The organism is Pseudomonas fluorescens (assembly GCF_902497995.1).
Taxonomy (GTDB): Bacteria; Pseudomonadota; Gammaproteobacteria; order Pseudomonadales; family Pseudomonadaceae; genus Aquipseudomonas; species Aquipseudomonas fluorescens_BK.
Genome location: NZ_CABVII010000022.1, coordinates 28,431 through 54,214, shown reverse-complemented (window position 1 = coordinate 54,214; position 25,784 = coordinate 28,431). Strand labels below are relative to the sequence as shown.

The 25,784-nt window shown below is 60.6% G+C and carries 21 protein-coding genes and 1 pseudogene; 5 read left to right on the top strand and 17 right to left on the bottom strand.

What is annotated here, in order from left to right:
• Window positions 1-188 precede the first annotated feature (188 nt).
• Window positions 189-407: pseudogene (locus F8N80_RS23345) on the bottom strand (MBL fold metallo-hydrolase); the annotation flags it as partial.
• 443 nt (window positions 408-850) lie between these two features.
• Between F8N80_RS23345 and F8N80_RS23340 the strand changes: the two are divergent.
• A complete protein-coding gene (locus F8N80_RS23340) occupies window positions 851-1,105 on the top strand; it encodes a hypothetical protein (protein ID WP_224790745.1) in 255 nt (84 codons plus the stop codon).
• A 174-nt stretch (window positions 1,106-1,279) separates the two neighbouring features.
• Here the strand turns inward: F8N80_RS23340 and F8N80_RS23335 are convergent, their stop codons facing one another.
• From F8N80_RS23335 to pchA, 7 genes are all read right to left on the bottom strand, one after another.
• The gene (locus F8N80_RS23335) at window positions 1,280-2,887 is read right to left on the bottom strand and encodes a PHA/PHB synthase family protein (RefSeq protein WP_150784772.1); all 1,608 of its coding nucleotides are present in this window, start codon (window positions 2,885-2,887) and stop codon (window positions 1,280-1,282) included.
• A gap of 134 nt (window positions 2,888-3,021) precedes the next feature.
• Window positions 3,022-4,029 (bottom strand): MBL fold metallo-hydrolase, encoded by a 1,008-nt coding sequence (locus F8N80_RS23330; protein ID WP_150746283.1) that lies wholly within the window; start codon window positions 4,027-4,029, stop codon window positions 3,022-3,024.
• 144 nt (window positions 4,030-4,173) lie between these two features.
• A complete protein-coding gene (locus F8N80_RS23325) occupies window positions 4,174-4,542 on the bottom strand; it encodes a c-type cytochrome (protein ID WP_150784771.1) in 369 nt (122 codons plus the stop codon).
• A gap of 60 nt (window positions 4,543-4,602) precedes the next feature.
• Window positions 4,603-6,171, bottom strand: coding sequence for an FAD-binding oxidoreductase (locus F8N80_RS23320; RefSeq protein ID WP_150746281.1), 1,569 nt, complete (start codon window positions 6,169-6,171; stop codon window positions 4,603-4,605).
• A 13-nt stretch (window positions 6,172-6,184) separates the two neighbouring features.
• On the bottom strand, window positions 6,185-6,877 hold the full coding sequence (locus F8N80_RS23315; RefSeq protein ID WP_150784770.1) for a hypothetical protein: 693 nt from the start codon (window positions 6,875-6,877) through the stop codon (window positions 6,185-6,187).
• A gap of 10 nt (window positions 6,878-6,887) precedes the next feature.
• Window positions 6,888-7,223: a c-type cytochrome gene (locus tag F8N80_RS23310; RefSeq protein WP_150746463.1), complete on the bottom strand. Its 336-nt coding sequence runs from the start codon at window positions 7,221-7,223 to the stop codon at window positions 6,888-6,890.
• 53 nt (window positions 7,224-7,276) lie between these two features.
• The gene (gene pchA / locus F8N80_RS23305; protein WP_150746464.1) at window positions 7,277-8,761 is read right to left on the bottom strand and encodes a 4-hydroxybenzaldehyde dehydrogenase; all 1,485 of its coding nucleotides are present in this window, start codon (window positions 8,759-8,761) and stop codon (window positions 7,277-7,279) included.
• Window positions 8,762-9,103: 342 nt separating this feature from the next.
• Here pchA and F8N80_RS23300 point away from each other — a divergent pair, with 342 nt between their 5' ends.
• The gene (locus F8N80_RS23300) at window positions 9,104-10,957 is read left to right on the top strand and encodes a sigma-54-dependent Fis family transcriptional regulator (protein WP_150746465.1); all 1,854 of its coding nucleotides are present in this window, start codon (window positions 9,104-9,106) and stop codon (window positions 10,955-10,957) included.
• Between the two features lie 236 nt (window positions 10,958-11,193).
• Here the strand turns inward: F8N80_RS23300 and F8N80_RS23295 are convergent, their stop codons facing one another.
• Together F8N80_RS23295 and F8N80_RS23290 are read right to left on the bottom strand one after the other, a co-directional pair.
• A complete protein-coding gene (locus F8N80_RS23295; RefSeq protein ID WP_150784769.1) occupies window positions 11,194-12,129 on the bottom strand; it encodes a SphA family protein in 936 nt (311 codons plus the stop codon).
• 204 nt (window positions 12,130-12,333) lie between these two features.
• The gene (locus F8N80_RS23290; RefSeq protein WP_150746467.1) at window positions 12,334-13,218 is read right to left on the bottom strand and encodes a helix-turn-helix domain-containing protein; all 885 of its coding nucleotides are present in this window, start codon (window positions 13,216-13,218) and stop codon (window positions 12,334-12,336) included.
• A gap of 200 nt (window positions 13,219-13,418) precedes the next feature.
• Between F8N80_RS23290 and pobA the strand changes: the two genes are divergently transcribed.
• On the top strand, window positions 13,419-14,606 hold the full coding sequence (gene pobA, locus F8N80_RS23285) for a 4-hydroxybenzoate 3-monooxygenase (RefSeq protein ID WP_150746468.1): 1,188 nt from the start codon (window positions 13,419-13,421) through the stop codon (window positions 14,604-14,606).
• Between the two features lie 172 nt (window positions 14,607-14,778).
• Window positions 14,779-16,002 carry an OprD family porin gene (locus tag F8N80_RS23280; RefSeq protein ID WP_150746521.1) on the top strand — a complete coding sequence of 408 codons (1,224 nt, stop codon included), beginning with the start codon at window positions 14,779-14,781 and terminating at the stop codon, window positions 16,000-16,002.
• Between the two features lie 71 nt (window positions 16,003-16,073).
• On the opposite strand, the gene F8N80_RS23275 is transcribed toward F8N80_RS23280, so the two are convergent.
• Complete coding sequence (locus tag F8N80_RS23275) at window positions 16,074-17,000, bottom strand: helix-turn-helix transcriptional regulator (protein ID WP_224790744.1); 927 nt, start codon at window positions 16,998-17,000, stop codon at window positions 16,074-16,076.
• A 370-nt stretch (window positions 17,001-17,370) separates the two neighbouring features.
• On the opposite strand from F8N80_RS23275, the gene F8N80_RS23270 reads away from it, so the two are divergent.
• Window positions 17,371-19,050: an arylsulfatase gene (locus F8N80_RS23270; protein WP_150746470.1), complete on the top strand. Its 1,680-nt coding sequence runs from the start codon at window positions 17,371-17,373 to the stop codon at window positions 19,048-19,050.
• A 135-nt stretch (window positions 19,051-19,185) separates the two neighbouring features.
• Here the strand turns inward: F8N80_RS23270 and F8N80_RS23265 are convergent, their stop codons facing one another.
• From F8N80_RS23265 to F8N80_RS23240, 6 genes are all read right to left on the bottom strand, one after another.
• Entirely contained in the window at window positions 19,186-20,487 is a 1,302-nt protein-coding gene (locus F8N80_RS23265; RefSeq protein WP_150746471.1) for an OprD family porin, read from the bottom strand.
• Window positions 20,488-20,601: 114 nt separating this feature from the next.
• Complete coding sequence (locus tag F8N80_RS23260; RefSeq protein WP_150746472.1) at window positions 20,602-21,081, bottom strand: MarR family winged helix-turn-helix transcriptional regulator; 480 nt, start codon at window positions 21,079-21,081, stop codon at window positions 20,602-20,604.
• A 73-nt stretch (window positions 21,082-21,154) separates the two neighbouring features.
• A complete protein-coding gene (gene aliB / locus F8N80_RS23255; protein WP_150746473.1) occupies window positions 21,155-22,294 on the bottom strand; it encodes a cyclohexanecarboxyl-CoA dehydrogenase in 1,140 nt (379 codons plus the stop codon).
• Between the two features lie 59 nt (window positions 22,295-22,353).
• The gene (locus F8N80_RS23250) at window positions 22,354-23,136 is read right to left on the bottom strand and encodes an enoyl-CoA hydratase-related protein (RefSeq protein ID WP_019689441.1); all 783 of its coding nucleotides are present in this window, start codon (window positions 23,134-23,136) and stop codon (window positions 22,354-22,356) included.
• Window positions 23,137-23,167: 31 nt separating this feature from the next.
• On the bottom strand, window positions 23,168-23,935 hold the full coding sequence (locus tag F8N80_RS23245; RefSeq protein ID WP_150746474.1) for an SDR family NAD(P)-dependent oxidoreductase: 768 nt from the start codon (window positions 23,933-23,935) through the stop codon (window positions 23,168-23,170).
• A 39-nt stretch (window positions 23,936-23,974) separates the two neighbouring features.
• Window positions 23,975-25,570 carry an AMP-binding protein gene (locus tag F8N80_RS23240; protein ID WP_150746475.1) on the bottom strand — a complete coding sequence of 532 codons (1,596 nt, stop codon included), beginning with the start codon at window positions 25,568-25,570 and terminating at the stop codon, window positions 23,975-23,977.
• Window positions 25,571-25,784 lie beyond the last annotated feature (214 nt).

Sequence of the window (25,784 nt, the reverse complement as noted above, 5' to 3'; positions counted from 1 at the left end):
GATCTATGTAGATCACATTACTGATTGCACAGGCAATCACTGAGTGATGGCAGTTAGGTAAGACCGTTGTTGGCATAATCCTCCTGGCGGTCCCGAAAAAAGAGACCGCTGCACAGCCCAAATCACTTACTCATTCGGCCTCAGTCACCCGCACCTACTCGCGCGGGTCGATCTGATCCAGCATCCAGGCGCCCCGACATGCCAGCAGTGGCCAGCAGGCCGGGTAAGCCGAAGCAATGATCACCGTGTACATGCGTTATGAAGCACCCGCGAAGGTTTTTTACCGACAAGGGTGTGCATAGCAGTTGATGCTGGGTGGCTTCACCGCAATCCACCAGATACCAGCCCTTGCCAGAGGATTCGATGAGCGCGGTGCCACTCAAAGTCAAAGAGGCGGGAGTGGGTATTTTTTTGCCTGAATAAAATGAGCGAACACATCGATTAGCGTCGCAGGCGCACCTTCTCCCAGCTGCGGTCAACGTAAAACGATCCCGTATCGCCCCGAATGGAATAGAGCGTCGCTCTATAGAAAGCCGTACGGCGAGAGCAGTGCAGCCCGCGCAGTTTTTGGTAGGCCCATTTCCAGCCGTGCTTAGGTGCGCTGCTCATAGTGTTCCCTATGCCAATGTCATCCGTTCCTTGAGCGTAGCGGGTAGCTAATTAGTGGCCAACCATTGATTTCAGGCGTCAAAAAAACGTTCTGGAGACGGCCGGATTTGTTTTTGCGGCCCGAGTGCAGATGAGCACTCCCACCTGGGCCGTCGAGGGCCTTTGGTGCAAGTTCGTGCTATTCATCGGATCCGCAAGAACGTTCCTTGCTGTAGTTGTCCGTAGCCGCTAATAGTTAGTAATGAGAGTGCTCGACGGTGAACTCGAAGAGGGCGGGAAGATGGCCTTGAGATTCGGTGTTGTTCCTGCATTACCCACGGATACGGAGTCTATGCGTAACGGAACGCGCCCTTACTGTAAAAACGCGACCGAAGGTTTTAACCTCTACGACAGCGAGAAAAAGCTGCGGCTGCAGACGACCTATCAAACCCGGGCAGAGGCGGAGTACGAGTGCCAGCAGCGCAACATGGAGCGGCTGCAAATCGTCCATGGTTAGCGCAGGATCTGATCGATCAACCAAAGCACAGCGATTCGGTGGTCGCCGTAACATGTCCGGCTTCTTCATGACCGAGCCCGGATGGCAGAGGAACGCGAACAGCGCTGGCTCAACTCCAATGAGTTGAGCCAGCGGATCCATAGGCGAACTTTTCAAGGCTTGGTGGTGATAGCGTCACTCGTGGATATAGCGACCCGGCGCTGCCTCCAACACCGGAAAACGCTTGCTCCCCGCTGTCTTCGGCGCATTGCGCTCGGCACCGGCACGGTCGATGACCCACTGGCTCCAGTGCGTCCACCAGGTGCCGGTTTGCTCGCTTGCTTGCGCCAGCCAGTCGTCGGCGTCGATGTCCGGTGCCGGGCCGGTAAAGTATCGGGCCTTCAGGTTGGTGGGCGGGTTGACCAGGCTGGCGATGTGCCCGGCGTTACTGAGCACAAAGCTGCGTTCGCCACCGAACAGCTGAGCTGAACGGTAACAACCCTGCCAAGGCGTCAAATGGTCAGCCTCTGCTGCCATAAAATAACTGTCGCATTGGATCGACCCGGCCTGAAGCGGCGAGCCGAGTACGCAGAGCTCGCCCTCGATCAGCGCGTTCTTGCTGAAGATATCCAGAAACTGGCTGTGCAATGCCGCTGGCAGGCGGGTGCCGTCGGCGTTCCAGGCCATGATATCGATCGCCGGTGGGGCTTCGCCCAGCAGGTAGTTGTTGTGCCAGTAGTTCCAGACCAGATCGTTGGGGCGCAGCCAGGTAAAGGCGGCCGACATGTCATTGGCGTTCATGATCCCGGTCTTGGCGGCGCGCCGGCGCGCCAGGTCAAGCACGGGTTTGGGCGAGAAGGCGCCGATGGGGCCCGGGGTGTCAAAATCCAGCAGCATCACACCAAAGGAGGCTGCATGGACCGGACTCTTGCCTTGCGTCGCCAAGTGGTTGAGTGCACAGCTGAGTACCAGGCCGCCAGCGCAAAAGCCATGGGCATTCACATCGGCGGAGCCGGAAATCTCTTGCACCACTTCCAGCGCTTCAATCACGGCTTTGGTATAGGTATTAAGACCCCATGCGGTATGTTGGCCGCGGGGGTTACGCCAGCTGATGGTGAAGAAATGCAGGCCACTACCGACCGCGTACTCGATAAAGCTGCGCCCCGGTGCGAGGTCGAGGAAATAATACTTGCCGATCATCGGCGGAACCAGCAGCAATGGGCGCTCACGAACCTTTGCAGTGCTCGGGCGATATTCGATCAGTTCGAACACCTCGTTGCGGTACACCACCGAACCTGGGGTCACAGCCAGGTTCTCGCCGACCTTGAAACCTTCGGTGTCCACCTGTGACGGCATGCCACGGTTATGCCGCAGATCGCTGAGCCTGTTCTTTGCCCCGCGCACCATGCTGCTGCCACCCGAATCGAAGGCCTTCTGCAGGGCGGCCGGATTGCCCAACAGGCTGTTGGTCGGCGCGGCAGCGCTGGTCAGCACATTCAGGGTGAAGCGCAGTTGCTCCCTTTTACGCCAATCGGGAGTATCGAGCTGATCAGCCAGGCCATTGACGCTACGCGACCAGACCAGATAAGCCTGACCCAGGCGACGATAAGCGGGGTTATTCTCCCAGGCCGGGTGATTGAAACGCCGGTCGCCCTTGTCCGCTTCCACCTGGGACCTGCCCAGGCCAACAGCGGCCAGGTCGAGCATCATCCTGGCACTGACCGAGGCGAGGCGACCACCGTTGCTCGTCAATCGGGCAAGTCGGGCGAGCTTTGATTCTTTGGGATTGTTTTTATTTGTCATCGGATCACTTGTACAGGTTCAGTCGACAGGGTTGGCCGAAGATGCAGATGCACCTCGCACCACTAAAAATCCTGAGAAGAAGTAGAGGCTAGTTCAATATTTCAAAATAGCTGTACAAAATCATGTCTGTCACTTTATCGGTTATCTTTGGATTGCATGACTTCTTCCAACCCGTAGTCAAAGTCAGCAACGACTTGCAGACGACCATCCCGATCAAGATGGTAGCGTTGCAGATCACGCGCCAGGATCAACTGGCCGCTGAAATGTTCCGATGCTTCCGCGCGGATATCCCCAATGAACGGGCTGTGTTCGGGATCGGATTGATAGCGTGCACTGAAGTGGGTGAGCACCAGGTTGGGAATACCTGCCGACTCGGCAAAACGCGCCACGGCGGCGGCGCTGCTGTGTCCATAACTCTCGCGGGTGCGATCGATCAATGACTGGGTGAAGGTTGCCTCGTGCACCAGCACGTCCGCACCTGGAACCACCTTGGCCAGCAGTTCGGGGGTGTCGTTATCGCCACAGACGATGAAGCGTTGACCGGGTCGCGCAGGGCGTAAATAGTGCTCCGCACGCAATATTCGTCCGGCGTGCTCAACCTCGCGTCCATGCGCCAACTCACCCCAAAGCGGGCCGCGAGGAACGCCCTCGGCCTCCAGACGTTGCACATCCAGTCGCGGGTCAGGAGTTGATTCGGCAAATATGTAGCCATGACTGGGAACACGATGGGACAGGGCAACGGTGTTGACCTGAACAGTGCCGTTTCGCCAGCCATTCAAGGTTTCGGTCGCATGCAAATGCACCTCGAAGGGCAGGCAGGTCCTGCTGACGCTCAGGCTGAGGCGCACCCAGTCATGTAGCGCAGCCGGCAACACTACATCGAGCGGTTCCAGGCGCCCCGACATGCCAGCAGTGGCCAGCAGGCCGGGTAAGCCGAAGCAATGATCACCGTGTACATGCGTTATGAAGCACCCGCGAAGGTTTTTTACCGACAAGGGTGTGCGTAGCAGTTGATGCTGGGTGGCTTCACCGCAATCCACCAGATACCAGCCCTTGCCAGAGGATTCGATGAGCGCGGTGCCGCTCACATTTCGATTTCGGGTAGGCACTCCTGCTGAAGTACCAAGAAATATGAGATCCATGGCCGATCCTTCATTCAGGCAGTTGATCTGAACAGCAGTACACACCAACTTGTGGCGAGGGGGCCACAGTATTTGGCAGCCCCAGAAAGATGTGAGGGAGCGATCAGTCAAACAAGATCAAAAGCTTCGCCGGCAAGCCGGCTCCTACAGGGTCTTGAGGTACGCGATCAGGTTCTGACGGCTTTGCGCGTCGGCCTGCCCCGGGAACATCATCATGTTGCCCGGCAGCAGTGCGGCAGGGCTGGCCAGCCACTTGTCCAGATTGGCGTCATTCCACTGCAGCCTGGCGCCTTGCAGGGCGGCGGAATAGGTGAACGCCGGTGCCTGGGCGCTGAGACGACCGAAGACACCGTGCAGGCTCGGCCCCATCAGGTTCTTGCCCGCTTCGGGGCTGTGACAGAAGCCGCACTGAGTGCTGAAAAGGGCTTGGCCTTGAGCGGCGTCGCCCTGGGCCAGTGTCAGGGGGGCGGCCAGCAGCAGGGCGCTGGCAACCAGCAATTGTGTGTAAGTCATTGCGTTTCCTACCAATGGAAAATCCCCGCCAGGACAAGCCTGGCGGGGCCTCAAGTGCATTCAGAATGGGTTGGCCAGGTCGATGCCCGACTTGCCCGGTGCCAGAATGTTGTTCGGGTCCAGCGCACGCTTGATGGCATGTTCAAGCTTGCGTTTGACCGGGCCGTAGCTCTGCGCAACCCGATCCTGGAAGGCGGTGTTGACGCGGTAGACGGCGTAGCCTTCCTTCTCGAATACATCCAGCAATTCGGCAAAGCAGGCGTTAGCGCGTTTGGTCTCTTGCGGGTTGGTGCGGTCATACAACACGTCGATGACGTGGTGCATGTCGCGCCAGCCGACGATGAACTCGCCGACATAGTCCAGGCCGTGCTTGTTGAGGGTCTTCTTGGCCAGCGCCTGCTGTTTGTCGCACTCGCTGCCCCGGGCCTGGCTCACCGGGGCGAACCACATCGAGCCACCGCCGCCACGCCAGTTGTACAGGCCGAATTCCTGCAGGTTGGGCACCCCGGACATCAACTGGGCGCGGTACTTGAACGGCTGGGTGTCACCGGCCTCTTCCTGGGTGACGATTCGGCCCTTGCCCAGTTGCTTCAGGGCGCCGGTGACGATATTCCAATTGACGTCAACCTGCTCCTGGGTGCCGTAGAGGGCGGCGTAGACGTTCCAGGCGCCGAGGTTCTTGTCTTTCTGGATCTGCTTGAGGATCGCGTCGGAAGTCGCGCCCGGCTCGCTGGTGTAGTCGGAGCGGCGGGTGTTGCAGGTAGAGGCTTCCCAGAGTACGCCAGCGATCACTACCGAATTGGGAATGACCTGGGCGATGCGCAGCGGGCGGATGAATTCGACGATCTCGGCGATGTCCGATTCGTTCTCGAACTTGATCTCGAACGGTTTGATCACGGGCGGTTTGGGCATCAGCCAGAAGCCCATCTTCGTGCAGATACCGTAGTTGGCCTGGGTGAACATGCCGTCCAGGGTCGGGCCATAGCCCCACTTGAAGACCTGCCAGGCGTTGTCGCCTTTCACGCCGCCCATGCCGGTGCGGTACACATCGCCATTGGCCAGCACCACTTCCATGCCGCACTGCATCAGGAAGTGTTCGCCGTAGGGGGTGTAACCCACGCCGCGATCCATGGTGTTGCCCAACGGTCCGGCGATGGCCGACGGCGCAGAGAACGACAGCATCAACGGCAGGTTGCGTTCCTGGATGTAGTCGTAAAGCTGCTGATAGGTCACGCCTGGCTCAACCAGGGCGGTACCCAGTTCAGCGTCGACGTGGAGGATTTTGTTCATCTTCTTCAGGTCGAGAATGATCTGGCCACGCTGGCCTGGTGCTGCGGAGCCGTAACCGAAGTTGCGACCGGTGGAGATGGTCCACACCGGGACTTTGTGCTCGTTGCAGATCTTCACCACGCCCTGCACCTGTTCGACGGTGGTGGCGGTGACGGCGGCCGACGGTGTGTGCGCGGCATTGTCCACTGCCATCATGATCTTGTTGTACGGGATCAGTTGATCGTCCTTGACCAGGACGTTGTCATCGCCCAGCAGTTGGCGAAACTTGGCGATGGCTTGCTCGAAGTTTGCGCTGTCGACGCCGCGCGGGAGCAGGGTCTTGTTGATTTGCTCAGTCATTGGATTAGCTCCTTCAAGCTTCGATCGAAAACGAAACGAAATTACCGGTAAGCGGCGACAGTCGGCGGGTGACCAGTGGGGCTTGCCCGTTATGGGTGCTGCCCAAGGCGGCGAGGGTGTAGCCCAGCGTGGCCGCCCACTGGTCTGAGCCGGCGCTGTTGCGGGCAGCCGCGGACACTTGCAGCGGCGCCTGCAGGCCATGCATACGGTGTTCGGTCAGACTGAAACCGGTGCCGCAGGCGTTCAGGCTCAGGCCCAGTTGTGGCGCACAGCCGCTGGCGGCTTCGGCGCTGAGCAGGCGGTGCTGTGAGGCGTTGGCCGTGGCGCGGTGCTGGCCGAGCCACTGCACGCGCGCGCCGGCGCTGCGCGCCAGGTCAATGATCAGTGCGGCACTGGCATCGTCGACCAGGCCGATGATGCGTTGCGCTTGACCGCTGCGCAGGCGTTTTTCAAAGCCCAGGATGAAGTCCAGGCTGAGGTCGGTGCGCTGCACCTTGACCTGTTTGCCCGCCGGGCTGGCGTTGACCCCCTGGAGGAAAACCGACTCGGCCACTTCACTGCTGACCAAGGCCAGGGTCGGCAACGCTGGCCTGGCCTGAGCGCCCAAGACACTGTTGGCCATGGTCAGGCCGGAGCTGCTCATGGCGATACCGGCCAGGCTGCTCAAAGCCAAACCCTTTAGCACCAAACGACGTTCGACGTTCATGGCTGACTCCTCAAGGCTTGGCCGCCGGGGCGGGCATTTTGGAAATGTACTCGGCGACCTGTTGCAGCGAGTTATCGTCGATGAACGAGGCGGGGAACGCCGGCATGGCGCGAAAGCCATTGCGCACGATGGCCGTGATGTACTGCGGTGGCAGCTGGCGACCGGTGATTGTCGGGCCGACCTGTTTTTCGTGGCAGTGGCCGCACACCTTGGCATAGACGTTTTCGCCGCCTTTCCAGACGCCGTCGCCATCGGCAGCGGCGTTGCCGGCCAGTACGATAAAGGGCAGGGCAAAGCAGGCAGACAGGGTCCGTTTCACAGCTGAGCTGTTGAGGAGTGAAGACATTTCGTACTCCATTTTCTTATTGGCAGGTGGGTTCATGGGTGCCTTGGTCCAGCTCAGAACGGATACGCTCTTGGAGCATGTTGCAGGGTGATCCAGTGGTCAGTGGTGAACTCATCGATCGCCCAGTCGCCGTTGAAGCGACCCAGGCCGGAGTTTTTCTCACCGCCGAACGGCGCGTTGGGTTCGTCATTGACCGGGATGTCGTTGACATGGGTCATACCGGCGTGGATGCGTTGGGCGAACTGCACGCCGTGCTCCAGGCTTGCGGTGAATACAGCGCTGGAGAGTCCGTATTCACTGCTGTTGGCCAGTTCAAGGGCATGCTCGGCGTCACGGGCGGACTGAATGCCCACCAGTGGACCGAAGATTTCTTCACGGGCAATGTCCATGTCGGCGGTGACGTTGCCGAACACGTGCGGCGGCAGGACGTTGCCCTGGGCTTCACCGCCAACCAGCAGCGTGGCGCCTTCGGCTTTAGCGGTGGCGATCTTTTCTTGCAGTCCGGCCAGTTGCTTGCTGTTGATCACCGGACCGATCACGGTTTGAGCGTTACTCGGGTCGCCATAGGGCAGTGCCTTGACTCGCTCGACGAATCGCCGGGTGAACGTTTCCAGCAGCGGCTGCTCGACGATGATGCGGTTGATCGCCATGCAGATTTGCCCCTGGTGGAGGAATTTGCCCACCACGGCGGCGTTGACGGCCTGCTCGACGTCGGCATCGGCCAGGACCACGAACGGGCTGTTGCCGCCCAGCTCCAGGGCAACGTGCTTGAGGTGCTCACCGCCGCTGGCGATGCGGCCGATGTTGCGTCCGACCTGGGTCGAGCCGGTGAAGGAAATGAACGCCGGTACCGGGTGCTCGACGAAGGCGTCGCCGATTTCCGCGCCGGAACCGACCACCACACTGAGCACGCCAGTCGGCAATCCGGCTTCCTCGAAGATTCGCGCCAGCAACAGGCCGCCGGTGACGGGGGTGTCGCTGGCCGGCTTGACCACCACGGCGTTGCCCAGCGCCAGGGCCGGTGCCAGGGAGCGGGCGGTCAGGTGCAGGGGGAAGTTCCACGGGCTGATCACACCGATCACGCCCAGGGGGGTACGGTAGACGCGGCTTTCCTTGCCCGGGATGTTGGAGGCAAGAATGCGCCCATGCACGCGGCTTGGCAGGCTGGCCGACTCCAGGGTTATGGCGCGAGCGGCGCCCCATTCGATCTGCGCCTTGATGCGCGTACTGCCGGACTCGCGAATGATCCAGTCGATGATCTCTTCACGACGTTCGTCGAAGATCTTCACTGCGTTGAGCAGCACCTGGCCACGCTCGGCCGGCCCTTTGGTCGCCCAATCGGCCTGGGTTTCGCGCGCCTTGCGATAGGCCGCGTCGAGGTCTTCGCGATTGGCCAGTGTGATCTGCAGCAAGCGCGTCCCGGTGAAGGGGTCGAACACCTCCAGCGGGCGACCGGCGCTGCCGGCCCGCCATTGACCGGCGAGTGGCTGCAATTCAAGGTTCTGGTAGGCAGGGCGAGCGGAATGGGTAGTCGTCATGTCGAGGTCACCTCTATTTTTTATTAAAGTGCACAGAGGCTGACTAACAATTATCGTGCCATGTCTTTTTATGGGATTAATTACCTTTAAAAACAATATGTTGCGTTATTTGGTGGTTGCGCAAAACCTGCCTCGGGCAGGGACTGGAAAGCAGTGGTGCGCAAATTTATGCAGAGAAGTCGCCGCCCTGTTGAAAGCTCAACGCCAGGTTGGCTGAGCAGAACCTGTGCGGTTATCGGACAAATGGCTAGCCGGGAGAGCGGAGTCGATCGCTGGCGGATTGACCCGACGGGAGGGCTGGGCATACTCATAGGTTACCCACCTGCCTCTTGTTGACTGCCCATGACTCGTACTACGCCTCCCAAGACCGGTCGTCCTGCCGATGAGGAGTTCCTCATGCAGATGCTTGGCCGGCAGAAGCACCTGATCGTCGACCGCGCCAGTCAGTTCGGCGCCAGCGGCCTGCCAACGGCTGAGCAGCTGGCGCAGACCGTGGCCTTTTCCCCGCAGGACGGCAGCGTCTGGTTGTGTGGCCAGCGCATGATGCTGCTGCAAGGCTCTGCGTTTGGCGCCATCCGCCGCGAGCTGATCGAGGCGCTGGGGTTCGACAAGGCACGTGGCCTGCTCACGCGCATCGGCTGGCAGGCCGGTGCGCGTGACGCTGCCCAGGTCAGCGAGCAGTGGCCAGAAGGTGATGACGCCAGTCTGTATAGCGCCGGACCGCGGCTGCACATGCTCGAAGGCATGGTCAATGTCGAGGTGGTGCGTTTCGAAATCGATTCTGGCGTTGGCCACTTCTATTCCGAGTTCCTTTGGCACAATTCACTCGAAGACGACGAGCACATTGCCGCCTATGGCCTGGGCGGCGAACCGGCCTGTTGGATGGAGATCGGTTATGCCAGCGGCTACGCCTCGTCGCTGCTCGGCCGGCTGGTCGTGTTTCGCGAGCAAGAGTGCCGCTCGATGGGCCATCCGGCCTGCCGGATCGTTGGCAAACCGGCCGATCAGTGGGACGACATCGATGTCGATCTGGCCTATCTGGACCCGGGCGACTTCCTCAGTCGCAGCACCTACGCCTCGGGTACCGAGACCACCGTTGCCGAGCTGGAGCAGCCAGCCGACGGCAAACCGCTGGTGGGCATTTCGGCGGCGTTCGTGGTGGCCACTCAATTGCTGCAACGCGTCGCGCCGACCCAGGCGACGGTGTTGTTGACCGGGGAATCGGGGGTCGGCAAAGAGTTGTTCGCCCGCTCGCTGTATCAAGCCAGTTCCCGGCAGCAGATGCCGCTGGTGGCACTCAACTGCGCCACCTTGCCGGAGAACCTGGTGGAGGCCGAACTGTTCGGTGTCGAGCGGGGTGCCTTTACCGGTGCCGATCGTTCCCGTGCCGGGCGTTTCGAGCGAGCCCATGGCGGGACGTTGTTCCTCGACGAAATAGCGACCTTGAGCTTCAGTGCGCAGAGCAAGATTCTGCGCGCCTTGCAGGAAGGCGAAATCGAGCGGGTCGGTGGCACAACGCCGATCCGGGTGGACGTACGGGTCATCGCCGCGACCAACCTGGATCTGCGACGCGAGGTTGAGGCCGGACGTTTTCGTGAAGACTTGTTCTACCGATTGAATGTGTTCCCTATTCATCTGCCGCCGTTGCGCGAGCGTCGCGAAGATATCCCGCTGCTGATGAGTTACTTCCTGCGTCATTTCAGCCTGCGCCATGGACGCCAGCTGGCGGGGTTCAGCACTAGGCTGGTCAACGCGCTGCTCACTTATCGGTTTCCCGGCAATATTCGTGAACTGCAGAACCTGATCGAGCGTGGGGTGATTTGCGCTGGCGATGGCGAGGTTATAGACATCGTGCATCTGGCCGAGGTCGGGGCGCCGTTGATGGCAATGGCGATCGGCCTGACTCCTGAGGGGCGCTTGTCTGCTACCGAGCGACGTGAAGAGGCGGCCGATAAGGTGCGGGCACCCACAGCTTCAACTGACGAAGATAATGCAGGCTCACTTCGCGCGCCGGTGTTGGAAGGCCTGCAGGCCTTCGTCTCCGGGCGCCAACAGGTGTTGCATACACCCTTGGCAGAAATCGAATTGCACCTGGTGCGCCTGGCAATGGAACGCTCGGGTGGCAACATCACGGCGGCGGCGCAGATGCTCGGCATGAGTCGCGCGCAGGTCAGCTATCGCCTCAAGGGCAGCTAGGGCTGGGGAGACCCTGGGCCCAACCAGACGCCCCGCGACCTGATGGTCACGGGGCATCTTGTGGGTGCTGCAAAACCTGTGGGAGCGGGCTTGCTCGCGAAGACGGCGGTCCAGTCAATATTGATGTCGCCTGATACACCGCTTTCGCGAGCAAGCCCGCTCCCACAGGGTCCGCGCCTTAACTAGTTGGCATTAGGGCTTGCCCGCGAACGCGGTGTATCAGGCGAAGATGGGACTCAGAGCCCAACGGTGAACTTCAGCCAATAGGTCTGGCCATCGGTACGATTGCGTACCCCGGATTCATCTTGCCATTTGGCGCTGAGGGACCAGCCATCCTTGCTCGCATATTGCACGGCCGGACCGATGGAGAAGGAGCTGCCGCGGTTGCCATCGGCGGCCTCGACCAAGGCTGCGGCGGCGCACTGGGAGGCGCTGCACTGGTCATCGCTCACCTGCTTGTAAGCGTGGCCACCGACACCGAGTACCCAGCCATTGCCCATGCCCCAGCCAAGGGTGTAGTCGGCATGCAGCTCGCGGCCGGACTGGTAGTGGGTGTCCCGGTTTTCGAAGTTGTAATCGTACATCAGGCGCACATCGGCGTTGAAACCCTTGGGGTCCATGTAGGTCATGGCATACACCGCTTGTACGGTGTAATAGTTCGTGCCGAGGTTGACCAGGTCGTTCTTGTCGTACTCGCTGGCGGTGGGCAGTACGAAGTCGACACCCACAGCGGTGTGGAATTTTTCACTGTGGTGGAAACCGACCACCGGCCCGAGGTGAGCGTCACCGATGCCGCGCTTGTGATCGTGCGGGCCGTTCTTGATATTCAGCCGTATGTCATTGAGCGGTAGCAATGCGTGGAAGCCCAGGCTGCCCCCGAGTACCTGCTGTTCGGTGACCCAGATGAACCGAGGCATGACAGTGGTGACGCGCAGGTCGATGTCGGCCACCTTGTCGCCGGCGTTATCGCGCAGGGTATCGGCCAGGTAGTCGCCGACGAAAATCTGACCGTAGGTGCCAGGTGGCGGCAGGATACCCATGCCGTAGATTTCAATGCCCAGCGGCCAGGACGACACACCGCCTTCGGTAGCCTGGGCCAGTGAGGCGCTGCCAGCGAGCAACAGGGCAGCGCTGAGCGAAAGGGGAGTGCAGCGGGTGAGTGTGTTGTGCATGGGAGGCCAACCTTATTGTTATGAGCAGCGGCTTTTAATTGCGCAAGGTTGTCCTGTTCAACTATTGTGCCAGGTTGGATTTTATTATTTTTCCATGTAAATCAATGGCTTGAAATCTTCATGTTAACTATTCAAGACCTGGGCAGCTCGCGTGTGGCGGTTCTTGTTAAGAAAATTCGACCCCATGCGCAAAGTTCGTGATGTTCACGCGCCGCTTTGCCCGACGCTATGGCGGAAGGCATTCGGTGTCTGGCCGCCGAGGCGGCGGAAAAAGCGTGAGAAGTAAGTCGGGTCGCTGAAGCCCAGGCTGTCGGACATCTGGCTGATGCTCATGTTCGTGTAAGTCAGATTCCGCTTGGCTTCCAGCAGCAGGCGCTGGTGAATGATCTGCAGCGCGGTTTGCCCGGCCAGTTCGCGGCACAGGCTGTTGAGGTGCACGCTTGAAACGCCGATGCGCTGAGCGAAGATTTCCACCGACAGGTGCTCGCGGTAGTGCTGCTCGACCAACTTGATGAAGTGGCTGAGCAAATGCTGGTCGCGCTCGCCACGATTGCTCGGCGGCGTGTTGAGTTGGCGGTGGCGGCTGGTCCAGACCATCAGCACGCTGACCAGCGAGTGCATAAGCACGTCGCGCGCCGGTGCGCTGCTTTCGTATTCCTGAAGCAGGGCGGCAAACAGGGTGTTGATGTAACGGCGATCACGCCCGACCGGGTAGCACCCGCAAGACGCCAGGACTGTCAGCGGTGCGCCCAGTTGCGACTCCAGCCTGGCCACCAGCGGCGCGGCGAGGGTGAGCACATAACCCTCGATATTTTCCGAGAATTGAAACCCATGCACGGTCAACGGCGGAATCACCTGAATGGCCGCTTCCAGCACGTCGCTGCGCTTGCCCTCGATGTCGACCACCGCCTGGCCGCGTTGCACATACAGCAGCTGGAACAGGTCGGCGTGACGGTGAGACTTGATCTCCCAATGGTGCAGGCTGCTGCGTTTGGGTATCGATTCGCAGTGCAGCAAGTCCGGGGTGGACCAGGCCTTGTTTTCGCCATACAGCTTGAACACAGGGATGTTATTGACGCTGGTTTTCATCGTGCTCGGCGACCTTGAAAGTGGAAATGCACAGTGTGTCGGTCGTTCGATAATCGAACCGAATTTGTAAAAGTGCAATTCAAACCGGAAAAAGCACCTTTTTTGCCGGGTTTTGTCAGCAAAAATGCAGGAGGAATACATAACAACAAAATCCGGTCGCCGTTTGCAAGCGGTTGGAACGCACATCAGAGATTAAAACAATGAAAACTCAGGTTGCTATTATCGGCGCCGGCCCTTCCGGACTTCTGCTCGGCCAATTGCTGCATAACGCCGGCATCGCCAACGTCATCCTCGAACGCCAGACACCGGATTACGTCCTCAGCCGTATTCGTGCCGGGGTGCTGGAGCAAGGCACTGTCGACCTGCTGCGCGAAGCGGGTGTATCCGAACGCATGGATGCCGAAGGCCTGGTCCACGAGGGCGTCGAGTTGCTGGTGGCCGGCAAGCGCATTCATGTCGACCTCAAGGCACTGACCGGCGGCAAGACCGTCATGGTCTATGGCCAGACCGAGGTCACTCGCGATCTGATGGAGGCCCGCAGCGTCAACGGCGCGCCAATTATCTATTCGGTCGAAAACGTGCAGCCCCACGAAATGAAGGGCGAAACCCCTTACGTCACCTACGAGAAAGATGGGCAAACCCACCGCATCGACTGCGATTACATCGCCGGTTGCGACGGTTTCCACGGCGTCGCCCGCCAGAGCATTCCTGCCGAGGTTCTCACCCACTACGAGCGCGTGTATCCGTTCGGCTGGCTGGGACTGCTGTCCGACACGCCACCGGTGAACCACGAGTTGATCTATGCCCACCACGACCGCGGTTTCGCGTTGTGCAGTCAGCGCTCGCTGACCCGCAGCCGTTACTACCTGCAAGTGCCGCTGACCGACAAGGTCGAACAGTGGTCCGATGAACGTTTCTGGGGTGAGCTCAAGGCACGTCTGCCACAGGACATGGCGGACAAGCTGGTGACCGGTCCTTCGCTGGAGAAGAGCATCGCGCCGCTGCGCAGCTACGTGGTCGAGCCGATGCAGTACGGCCGGTTGTTCCTGCTCGGCGACGCCGCCCACATCGTCCCGCCCACCGGTGCCAAGGGCTTGAACCTGGCCGCCTCGGACGTGTGCTACCTGTATCGCATCCTGGTCAAGGTCTACCGGGAGGGTCGTACCGACTTGCTGGAAAAATACTCCGCACTGGCACTGCGCCGTGTCTGGAAGGGCGAGCGTTTCAGCTGGTTCATGACCAATCTGCTGCACGACTTCGGCGAGCACAAGGACGCGTGGGACCAGAAGATGCAGCAAGCCGACCGCGAATATTTCTTCAGTTCACACGCAGGCCTGGTCAACATCGCCGAGAACTACGTGGGCCTGCCCTACGAAGAAATCGAGTAACCGGCAACAATACCTGCGCTGCGCAGCCAGTCGTTACGCGCAGACGATAACGGCTGGTGAGCGGGCTGCGGATACTGAACCTCTACAACAACAATAAAAATGTGTAGAGGCATCCATGAACGATACAAACGCAGCTGTACCGCGCCCCGCTGCTGGAAAACACCTGAAGGCCATGGGCCTGATCGGGGTGATGATGCCGCTGGCCGCGCAAGCCGACTTTGTCCAGGACAGCCAGTTGAACCTGGGGTTGCGCAACTTCTATGTGGACCGTGACTTCAAGGGCGATAACCCGAGAACCTCGCGCGATGGCAGTTGGAGCCAGGGCTTTGATCTGCGCTTTACTTCCGGTTATACCCAGGGCCCACTCGAGTTCGGTCTCGATGCGGCCGCGCAATACGCCTATCGCCTTGACGGTGGCGGCGGTCGTGGCCCGGACAGTGTCTTGCCCTATAGCCAAAGCAAGCGGGAGCCGGCCACGGATTACGGCCGGGCGGCGCTGACCGGCAAAGTTCGCTACTCGAAGACCGAGCTGAAAATCGGTGAGCATCGGCCGACGTTGCCGGTGGCCTTCCAGGACGACTCCCGGCAGTTGGTGACGACCTTTCATGGTGTTCTGGTCAAGTCCAACGAGATAGACAACCTGACGCTGACGGGCGGGCGATTCACCGAGATCAGCAGCCGTGAATCCTCCAACAGGGAAAAGATGTACCTGTTCACCAAACCAGGCGGGCCCCGCCACACCAGCGATGGACTGGACTTCGCCGGCGCCACTTATGCCTTCAGTCCCAACCTGTCTGCCAGCTACTTTTATGCGCAGTTGGAGGATATTTACCAGCAACAGTACCTGGGCCTGACGCTCAATTCCGACCTGGGTGGTGGCTACCGCCTGAAGACCGATCTGCGCTACTTCAACAACAAGGAAGCGGGTGAGGCGCTGTACGGCAATATCGACAACCGCTCCTACGGCGCCATGACCACCTTGAAGAAAGGCGGGCATAGCTTCGGCGCAGGTTATCAACGCATGCTGGGTGACAGCACGTTCCCGACCCTGAACGGCTTCGCGCCGCAACCCTATCTGGTGAACTGGTCGGCCGTGGCCTTCATCAAACCCAACGAAAGTTCCTGGCAGGCGCGCTACGACTATGACTTTGCGGCCATGGGCATGCCCGGCCTGACCCTGACCACCCGTTACCTGCGCGGCACGGGCATCGATCGCGGGGGTGACCTCAGTGACAGCGCTGAAAACGAGCGCGATCTGTTTCTGGCTTACGTGGTGCAGAGCGGACCCCTGAAGGGTGTGGGCATGGAGTGGCGCAACATCAACGCGCGGTTCAAGCATGGCAATGACTACGATGAAAACCGTGTGATGACTACCTATACCTGGAAGTTCTGGTAGGTGGCGGCGGTCGCTCGGCCTGGAGCGGCCTGACCGCCATGCTTACGCGCAGAAGCAGTCGGTGAAAAACCTCAAAGCGGCCTGGCCAGTGTTTGCGAGGGCAACTCACCGAAGGCCTGCTTGTAGGCCGCGGTAAAGTGGCTGGGTTGCGCAAAGCCCCAGTGAAACGCCAACGCCGATAACTGCACCTCTCCGGGTTGATGGCTCAGCAATAGTTTGCGTATCGCCTGCAGCCGGCACTGCTGGATATAGCGTTGCGGGCTGGTCCCCAGGCCGTTGCGAAACGCCTGCTCCAGACTGCGTCGGCTGGTACCGCTGATGCTCACCAGTTGAGTGATGCACAGCGGCTGGTCGAGATGGGCATGAATAAAATCCACCACCCGCTTCACTGTACCGGGCAACAGGCGGCGTTGCGGCTCGGTGTGCAGGCTGGGGATCAGTTGCAGCAGGTTTTCGCAAAACAGATGCTGCACATGGGACTGGCTGGTTGGGGTTGCCAATAAGCCTGAGGCGTTGCCGGTTTCGCTGTCTACCAGGCGCAGCAGGCTGCCCAGGCTCTGCATGGCGCGATGGCTGCTATCGAAGAGCAGCGTCCGGGTCGGGCGCCGAGTCTCTTGGGTCTGATAGTGGCGCTCCAGGTGATCGAGCAGCAAGGTAGCATCCAGGACAATGACGATCGCCTTGACCCCCTCATGCCAGATGACATCCACCTCATGCCCGGGGCTGAATACCAAAAGCTCTCCGGCATTCGCTTGCAGGCCATCGGGGCGACTGCTGATCGCACCCTGCAAGGGCAAGATCCCATGCCAGCTGTTCAAGGGGCTGGAGCTCACGCGCACCTCACGGCCCCAGTGCGCCCCGAACAACTTCATCTGTGGCAAGGACTGCAAGGTGAAATCAATGTCCAGGGTTCCTCGTCCCCCGAGGCTGATCCGCCGTTCTTCAAGATGGTTGTTGAGCAGCGCCTCGGCGTCTTCGATATTGCGCGAGCGCAGCACAGGCTCGGCTGCAAAAGGAATATTCCTCCCAGGGCAGGCGTCGCCGGTGCGTTGATGTGTCCATGAAGGAGGGGGGAGGCCGCTGATACAGGGCGTATTCATCACCGTAACCTTTGTTCTTATCAGTCTGGGTTGACCAGTCTCGGCTGTTGGTTGCACCAGCCATTATCCAGGTAGGCGGCAGCGCACATAAGGTCCATATCTTGCGCCGCTCGCTCAAGACCGGCCATTACCACGCGTCGGGCCTGTTCAGGCCCGGCAAATAACGACGCAGGTGAATAAGCGCTTGCGCAACCGCGTTAGCGGCACGCATCGGCCCATCTGCATACTGGCGCCTCAGCCAATAATAACAACCGAGGAACCGCCCCCCATGAGCTGGATGACGAAACTCATGATTCCCCTGATGGTTGCCCTGTGCAGCCACGCGGCCATGGCCGCCGATGAGCGCCCGAACTTCCTGGTCATTGTCGCCGATGACCTGGGTTACAGCGACCTGGGCAGCTTCGGCGGTGAAATCAGCACCCCGAACATCGACTCGCTTGCCCGGGACGGCGTGCGCCTGAGCAACTTCCACACCGCCCCCACCTGCTCGCCGACCCGGTCGATGATGCTCTCCGGTGCCGATAGCCACGTGGCGGGGTTGGGTAACATGGGCGAGCTGCTTCAGCCGTTCCAGCAAGGCAAGCCCGGCTATGAAGGGTACTTGAACGAACGCATGGTCACGGTCGGGCAAGTGCTCCAGGACGCTGGCTACAACACCTACACCACCGGTAAATGGCACCTGGGTCGCACTGAAGAAACCAGCCCGAAGGCACGGGGTTTTGACCGCTCCTTCATTCTGGTCCAAGGCGGCGCCAGTCACTTCGATGACCAGCACGCCATCATTGCCAAGGACCCGAAAGCGATCTATCGCGAAGACGGCAAACAGGTGGAAGTGCCCAAGGGTTTTTACTCCAGCGAGTTCTACACCGATCGGCTGATTGACTACATCGAAGCCGACAAAGCCAGTAACAAGCCGTTCATGGCCGTCTTGTCCTACACCGCGCCGCATTGGCCGCTGCATGCGCCGGATGACTGGCTGGACAAATACAAGGGCCGCTACGACGCAGGCTATGAGCCGATCCGTCAGGCCCGTCTGGAGCGTCAGAAACAACTGGGTATCGTCGCGGCCAATACGACGCCCAACACGCCGATGGCCAAGGGTCTTCCCGGCTGGAACCAGTTGAGCGACGAGCAGCGTCAGCGTGAGTCGCGCAACATGGAGATCTATGCGGCGATGGTGTCCAACATGGACTATCACATCGGTCGACTGCTGCAGTACCTGGAGAAAACCGGCAAGCTGGACAACACCTTTATCGTGTTCATCTCCGACAACGGTGCCGACGGCAACAGCCCGCTGGACCTGCCCGGCAACAAGGAGTGGTTCGCCAGTGAGTTCGATAACAGTCTGACGAACCTTGGTCACAAAGGCTCGTATGCCGACTACGGCGCACAGTGGGCCCAGGTCAGTTCCACCCCGTACCCGCTGTTCAAGGGCTTCACCAACGAGGGCGGGATTCGCGCGCCGGCGATCATCAGCGCGAAAATGCTGAAGAAGGCCCACCTGCAAGGCACCCTCAATCATGACATGGTCCATGTGATGGACCTGATGCCGACCCTGCTGGACATGGCCGGCGTCCCGGCATTGGGCAAGACATTCCACGGTCGCCCGGTGCAAACCATCAGCGGCAAGAGCATGCGCCCGTTGCTGGAAGGTCAAGCCATGGGTGAACGTCAGATTGGCTGGGAATTGTTCGGCCGCAAGGCGTTGCGCAAGGGCGACTGGAAAATCACCTTGGTCAACCCACCTTACGGCAACGCCGACTGGCAGCTGTACAACCTCAAGAGCGACCCTGCCGAAAGCCGCGACCTGGCCCGGAGCGAACCGGCCAAAATGAAGGAAATGTTGGTGGCGTGGGACCAGTACGCCAGGGAAAACAACGTGCTCGATGGCCCGTTCGAACTCAAGTACGGGTTCCAGACTTGCCTCTATGAATATTGCTTCAAGTAAGAGGGCACCCGATAACGCCACTATCCTGTAGAAGCGCGGCTTCGACACTGACCCCCCGGCCGCTTCCGGCCTGGCCCATTCGTTGAGCCAGGTCCGTGTGACAGGCGCTGATTTCTGCGCCTGTCGCACCTCGATTCACCAGAACTTGAAGGTGTAGGCGACGATCAGACGATTCTCGTCGACGTCCGTTGTGTCGCTGCCGCGATAAGTCACATTGCGCCAGCGCAGGCTGAGGTTGCGCAACGGTCCGCCCTGAATCACGTAGGCGATGTCGGTGTTGCGTTCCCACTCCTTGGCGCCAACCCCGCGAATATCGAAATCATCGCCGCGCATGTAGCGGGTCATCAGGGTGAGCCCGGGGATGCCCAGGGTGGCAAAGTCAAAGTCATAACGCAGTTGCCAGGAGTCTTCTTTGGCGCGGACGAAGGGCTGGTAAGTGCCGTTGTTCAAGGCCCAGGGGTCGGCGACCAACAGGTAGGGCAGGCCAGTGTCACCGCTCTGGTTCTGATAGCCCAGGCCCAGGGCGTGGCCGCGGCTGCTCAAGGTCAGCATGCCGCCCAGGTATTGGTTGTCGACGTTGGTCCGGCCCTCGTCATCGCTGCCGAAGTAGCGCAGGTCGGCCTTCAGGTTGACGCTTTCGCTCAAGGGCGTCTTGTATAAAAGGCTGGCGGCATTCTGGCTGTAGTTGTCTTTCAGTTCGGCGCGATAAAACGTGGCGCTGAGGTTGGGTCCGAAGGCGTAGGTCATCCCGCCATAGTTGAAGCGATCGGTAGGCACGCCGCCGGAGGAACCGTCGGCCGCCATCCGCATGTCTTCATAGTCGGACGAGTCACGCTGGTGGGCCTGGCGAAATTGCCCGGCCGCGAGGCTCAGGTTCTGAATGTCGGTGGAGACGACCTGGCCACCCCGATACGTTTGTGGCAGCAGGCGCGTGTCATTGCGAAACAGCACCGGCATCACCGGTTCGTGGTTGCCGAGGGTCACCAGGGTCTTGGCGATCTTGAGCTTGGCGGTCGGTGCCAGGAAGCTGTACTCATCGACGGGCTCGCCGGTCCGCTGGTTGCGCTGCAGCACGCCGGTACCGCTGCTGCCGCCACCGGAGTCGAGCTTGACACCGACCAGCCCCAGTACATCCAGGCCCACGCCAACCGTCCCTTCGGTGAACCCCGAATTGCCGCGCAGGATGAAGCCTTGTGCCCAGTCTTCAGCCTTGCTTTGCGGTTGGCCGTCATGGCGCGGGCCGTCAAACAGGCCGGCATCGCGGTAGTCGCGGTTCATGTAGAAATTGCGCGTTTCCAGGCTCAGGTGACTGTCGCCGAGCAGGTCCGCCTGGGCCTGGGTGGTGAGCAATAACGCCGAGACACAAGGGACTTTCAAGAAATTCCGGGCACGAGTCGACCCGGCCAGATGCCCGGTGACGGGATTGGCTGTACGCATGATGAGAAGTTCCTGCCTGCTGTGAGTAGTTGTTGTTCAGCCAGCCCCGCAAAGGGGCTTTCAGGTGTTCATGAACAGTGACGCTTCGGCGAGGGCAGGAAGGATGGGGTCAGCCTATTGCGCCTCGTCGTCTTGCTGCTCGTTGCCGAGCGATATGGCCGCCATGTCGTCTTGTAGCTTGTTGAGAAAATGCAGCAGGCTGATGCCGTCGTCGAAACTGAAGCTTTTCAGGCCCTGCTCGTAAAACGCCTGGATCCGCTCCTGCAATGAATCCCAGAACGCCTTGCCGGTGTCAGTCAATTGCACCAGGCGCGCGCGCCCGTCGTCCGGGTGCGGCACGCGCAGCACATGGTTGTCGCGCTCCATGCGCTTGAGCACGCCGTCCAGGCTTTGTCGGCTGACGACCAGGTACTCGGTCAGTTCAAAGAACGAGATACCGCCTTCATAGCCTTGGCGTGAGAGTGCGCCGAGCACGGCCCATTGCACCGTGCTGATGCCCATTTCTTTCTGGACCTGCCTTTGCAGGACGTTGCCGGTCTGGAACAACCGGAAAAACAGTCTGTTGGGGACGGATCGGGTGTCGCTGTTGTTCATGGGTGTTCCTTGTCGGCTCCGTGAGGTCGAGCGCGGTGGTATGAGCGCCCGGCCTGGTGGAGCAGGCAGGGCATCAATGGGGGACGAACTCGCGCGCAATGATATTTTTCATGATCTGCGCGGTGCCGTCACCGATTTGCAGGCCAAGCACATCGCGCAAGCGCTGGGCAAACGGCAGATCCTCACCGTAACCGGTGTGCCCGTGGGCCAGCAGACACTGCTTGACCACATCGAATGCCAGCTTCGGCCCCCACCATTTGTTCATGGCCGCCTCGGCATTGTGCGGCAGCTTATTATCCTTGAGCCACAAGGCGTAATAACACTGCAGGCGCGCAGCATGCACGTAGGTCTGCAATTCTGCCAGAGGGTGAGTCAAACCCTGGAAGGAAGACAAGGCCTGGCCGAAGGCCTTGCGCTCGGTCAGCCACTGCCAGGTTTCATCCAGCGACTGCTGGGCCAGGGCCAGGCACTGCAGGCCGATCAGAGCGCGACTGTAGTCGAAGCCTTGCATGACTTGCTTGAAGCCCTTGTTCTCATCGCCCAGGCGATGGTTGACCGGCACCTGGACATTGTCGAAGAAAATCGAGCCGCGCCCGATGGCGCGCTCGCCGGTATCTTCGAAACGCGTGGTGCTGATGCCCGGCAGGTCCATCGGTACCAGGAAGGCGCTGATGCCGCTGGCGCGTTGTTCCACAGTGCCGGTGCGGGCGAAGACCACGGCGACGTCAGCCTGGTCGGCCATGGAAATGGAGGTTTTTTCGCCGTTGAGCACATAGACGTCGCCCTTGAGCTCGGCCTTCAGGCGCAGGCTGGCGGCATCCGATCCGCCGCTGGGTTCGGTCAGGGCGATGCAGGCGACCTTGCGCCCGGCAGTCATTTCACCCAGCCATTCCCGGGCCAGCGAGGAGTCGGCATATTGGGCGATGATCTGGCCGTTGAGCGAAGTCAGCAGCGGGATATACGCCACATTGAAGTCGCCACGGGCCAGCTCTTCGATGATCAGGCCGGCGGTGACGCAGTCCAGGCCGCTGCCGCCGAAGGCTTCCGGCAGCTCGCCGCCGAGCAGACCCATTTCGCCCATTTGGGCAATGACTTCGCGCTCGATGCGGCCGTCGCGATCCCGTTGGCGGTAACCGGGGGCGAGGACGTCGGCGCTGAATCGTGCAACGCTTTCGCGGATGGCATTTTGTTGTTCTGTGAAGGCGAAATTCATGATGCTCTCCAGGCCATTCAGGTGCTGTGCCGGCAGCAGGGTGGCTGCCGGCGCAGGGCTCACTTGTAGAACTTGCGGAACTCGGGCTTGCGCTTTTCCTTGAAGGCTGCGACACCTTCCTTGGATTCCTCGGTGTCGTAGTACAGGCTCAGGGCCTGCATGCCGAGGCCACCGATACCGCCGATGTTGGCGCTGTCGGCATTGAACGAACGCTTGGCGATGGACAGCGCTGTCGGGCTCTTCTCGAGAATCTCCTCGCACCACTTCTGCACTTCTTCATCGAGCTGCTCGTGGGGCACCACGGCGTTGACCAGGCCCCAGTCCAGTGCCTGTTGGGCGCTGTACTTGCGGCACAGGTACCAGATCTCGCGGGCACGTTTTTCGCCAATCAGGCGCGACAGGTACGCCGTGCCGTAACCCGGATCGACCGAGCCGACCTTGGGGCCGACCTGGCCGAACACGGCTTTGTCGGAGGCGATGCTCAGGTCGCAGACCACGTGCAGCACGTGCCCGCCGCCGATGGCAAAGCCGTTGACCCGGGCGATCACCGGCTTGGGCACTTCGCGGATCAGGTTCTGCAACTCTTCGACCGGCAGGCCGATCAAGCCGCGACCGTCGTACTGGCCTTCATGGGCGCCCTGGTCGCCACCGGTGCAGAAGGCCTTGTCGCCTGCGCCAGTGAAGACGATGACGCCGATTTCCTTGTTCCAGCCGGCGCGGTTGAAGGCGTCGAGCAGCTCCATGCAGGTCTGGCCGCGGAACGCGTTGTAGCGCTCCGGGCGGTTGATGGTGATGGTGGCGACGCCGTTGAGTTCCTGGTAGAGGATGTCTTCGTAGTTCATTGCGATATCTCCTGGTAATGGGGGGGCGGGCTTAGCCGGCCATCGTCAGTCCGCCGGACACGCTGATCACTTGTCCGGTGATGAAGTTGGCATCGTCGCTGGCGAGCAGGGCGATGATGCCCGGGTAGTCTTCGGGCTGGCCGAGGCGACGCATCGGCACGGCATTCTTGAAGGCTTCCAGGAGCTTTTCCGGGTTGCTGGAGGTTTCGGCCACGCTCTTGAGCAGCGCGGTGTCGGTCGGGCCGGGGCAGACCACGTTGACGTTGATGTTCTTGGTCGCCAGTTCCCGCGCCAGGGTTTTGCTCAAGCCCACCAGGCCCGCCTTGCAGGCGGCGTACACGGCCTCGCCCGAGGAACCGACGCGGGCTGCATCGGAGGCGATGTTGATGACTTTGCCGCCACCGGCCTCGAGCATTTTCGGCAGCACCACGTGGTGCATGTTCAGGGCACCGGTCAGGTTGATCGCAATCAGCTGCTCCCACATTTTGGGCTCGGTCTTGAGGAAGGGCATGAAACGGTCGAAGCCGGCGTTGTTGACCAGTACCGTCGGTACGCCCAGGTCTTTTTCGATGGCGGCCACGGTGTCGGTGATGGCGGCGTAGTCGGCGATGTCGGCGGCGTAGGCAACCGCTTTGCCACCGGCTTCGCGGATCAGGTCGACGGTGGTTTGCGCGGCGGCGCTATCGCGATCGAGCACGGCAACCAGGCTGCCTTCGGCGGCGAAACGCTGGCAGACGGCGCGACCGATGCCGCCGCCACCGCCGGTGATGATCACGGTTTTTCCACTAAGGCCTTTCATAGGGGCATTCTCCAAGTCAGTTGTATTTGGGTGAGTGCTTCAGCGGCGCTTGACCGGGTCGATGCGAATGCTCGCGGCCCGCTCATGCAGCTTGAATTTCTGGATTTTTCCGGACGGTGTGCGGGGCAGGGCAGGCAGCACTTCCAGGTATTCGGGCAAGTAGTTGCGCGACAGGTTGTGTTCGACCAGGAAGGCCACGGCGTCTTCGAGGCTCAGGTCCGTATAACCGTCATGCAAGGTGACGTAGGCACAGACCCGTTCACCGAGACGCTCGTCGGGGCAGCCGACCAGTGCCACCGCCGAAATGGCCGGGTGCTTGTAGAGCAGGTTCTCGACCTCCACGACCGGGATGTTTTCGCCACCACGAATGACCACATCCTTGGTCCGCCCGGTGATGCGGATATAGCCCTGGTCATCCATGCGGGCCAGGTCACCGGTGGCGAACCAGCCCTGGGCATCGACGCCATAGAGATCGGGGCGCTTGAGGTAACCGACGAACAGGCTGGCGCCGCAGACCTGCAGATGACCTTCGCTGCCGGCTGGAACCTCAAGCCCGGCATCGTCGACCACCCGTACCGCCGCCAGGGGCAGGGCCACGCCGTCGGTGAAAATGGCCCGCTCGGGATCGTCTTGCGGGCGGGTCATGGTGACGGCACCGGTTTCGGTCATGCCCCAGGCCGAGACGATTTTCGCGTTGAGGCTGTTGCCCGCCTTTTCCACCAGGCTTTCCGGAATCGGCGCGCCGGCCGAGACAAAAATCCGCAGGCTCGACAGTGCATCGCGGTGCTCAGGCGCAAGCTCGATCAGGTCGGCGAGAAAGGGCGTCGACGCCATCGTGAAGGTCGGGCGCTCGGCGGCGATGATCTTCAGCGCGGTGCGCGCATCCCAGACATCCTGCAATACCGCTGACGCACCGAGGTAGATGGGCATCAGCATGCCGTACAGGAAACCGGTCTGATGAGCCATGGGCGAGGCCATGAAGATAATGTCGTCGCGGCCTAGCGCCAGGCGTTCGGCGTAGGGGCCGACGTTGTTCAGCAGGGTGCTGGAGGTATGCAGCACACCCTTGGGCTCGCCGGTGGTGCCGGAGGTAAAGAGCAGCTGGACGATGTCGTCGGCATGGGGGCGGCGCTGGGCAAACAGGCTCTGGGTATCGCAGCGTGTTTCCCATTCCTGGTTCAGCAGTTGCTGTTCAAAGCTGTTGTCGCCGTCACCACCGATCACCAACACGTGGCGCAGTTCCGGCAGTTCTGCGCGCAGGCCTTGCACCATGCCGGCGTAATCGAACCCCCGGAAGCGTTGCGGCACTATCAGCAGGTGACTGCGGGCGTGGTCGAGCATGAAGCGCAATTCGCGTTCACGAAAGATCGGCATCAGCGGATTGAACACCGCACCGAGGCGGGCGCAGGCCAGGAGCAAGGCGGTCATCTGCCAGCAGTTCGGCAACTGGCAAGACACCACGCCGCCTTTTTCCACACCCAGGGCGGCCATGCCGGCAGCCATGCGAGTGACCAGGGTATCCAGCTCGGCGTAGGTAAACGAGACGGGATTGTCCTCACCCGCCTGGTAGCTGGTCAGGGCGCGGCAACCTGCGCTTCGGACAAGCTGCGCGTTCCATAAATCTGTAATGGACATGTCATTACTCGCACTGGTTCTGGAATGACGATCTGGTGGTGAGCCTTTGCAGATATTCATTTCGACGTATCGACTCTTAAGGGTTGCAGTTGTTGTTGTCGTAGAATCTGGTGGTGCCCTTTCGATGTGCTGAAGATAAGGCTTTAAAAATTAATATGTCAACATGTTGTCTTTATATTTTTCTGTGGATATAGTCGAAGCCAGCCCCGAATAA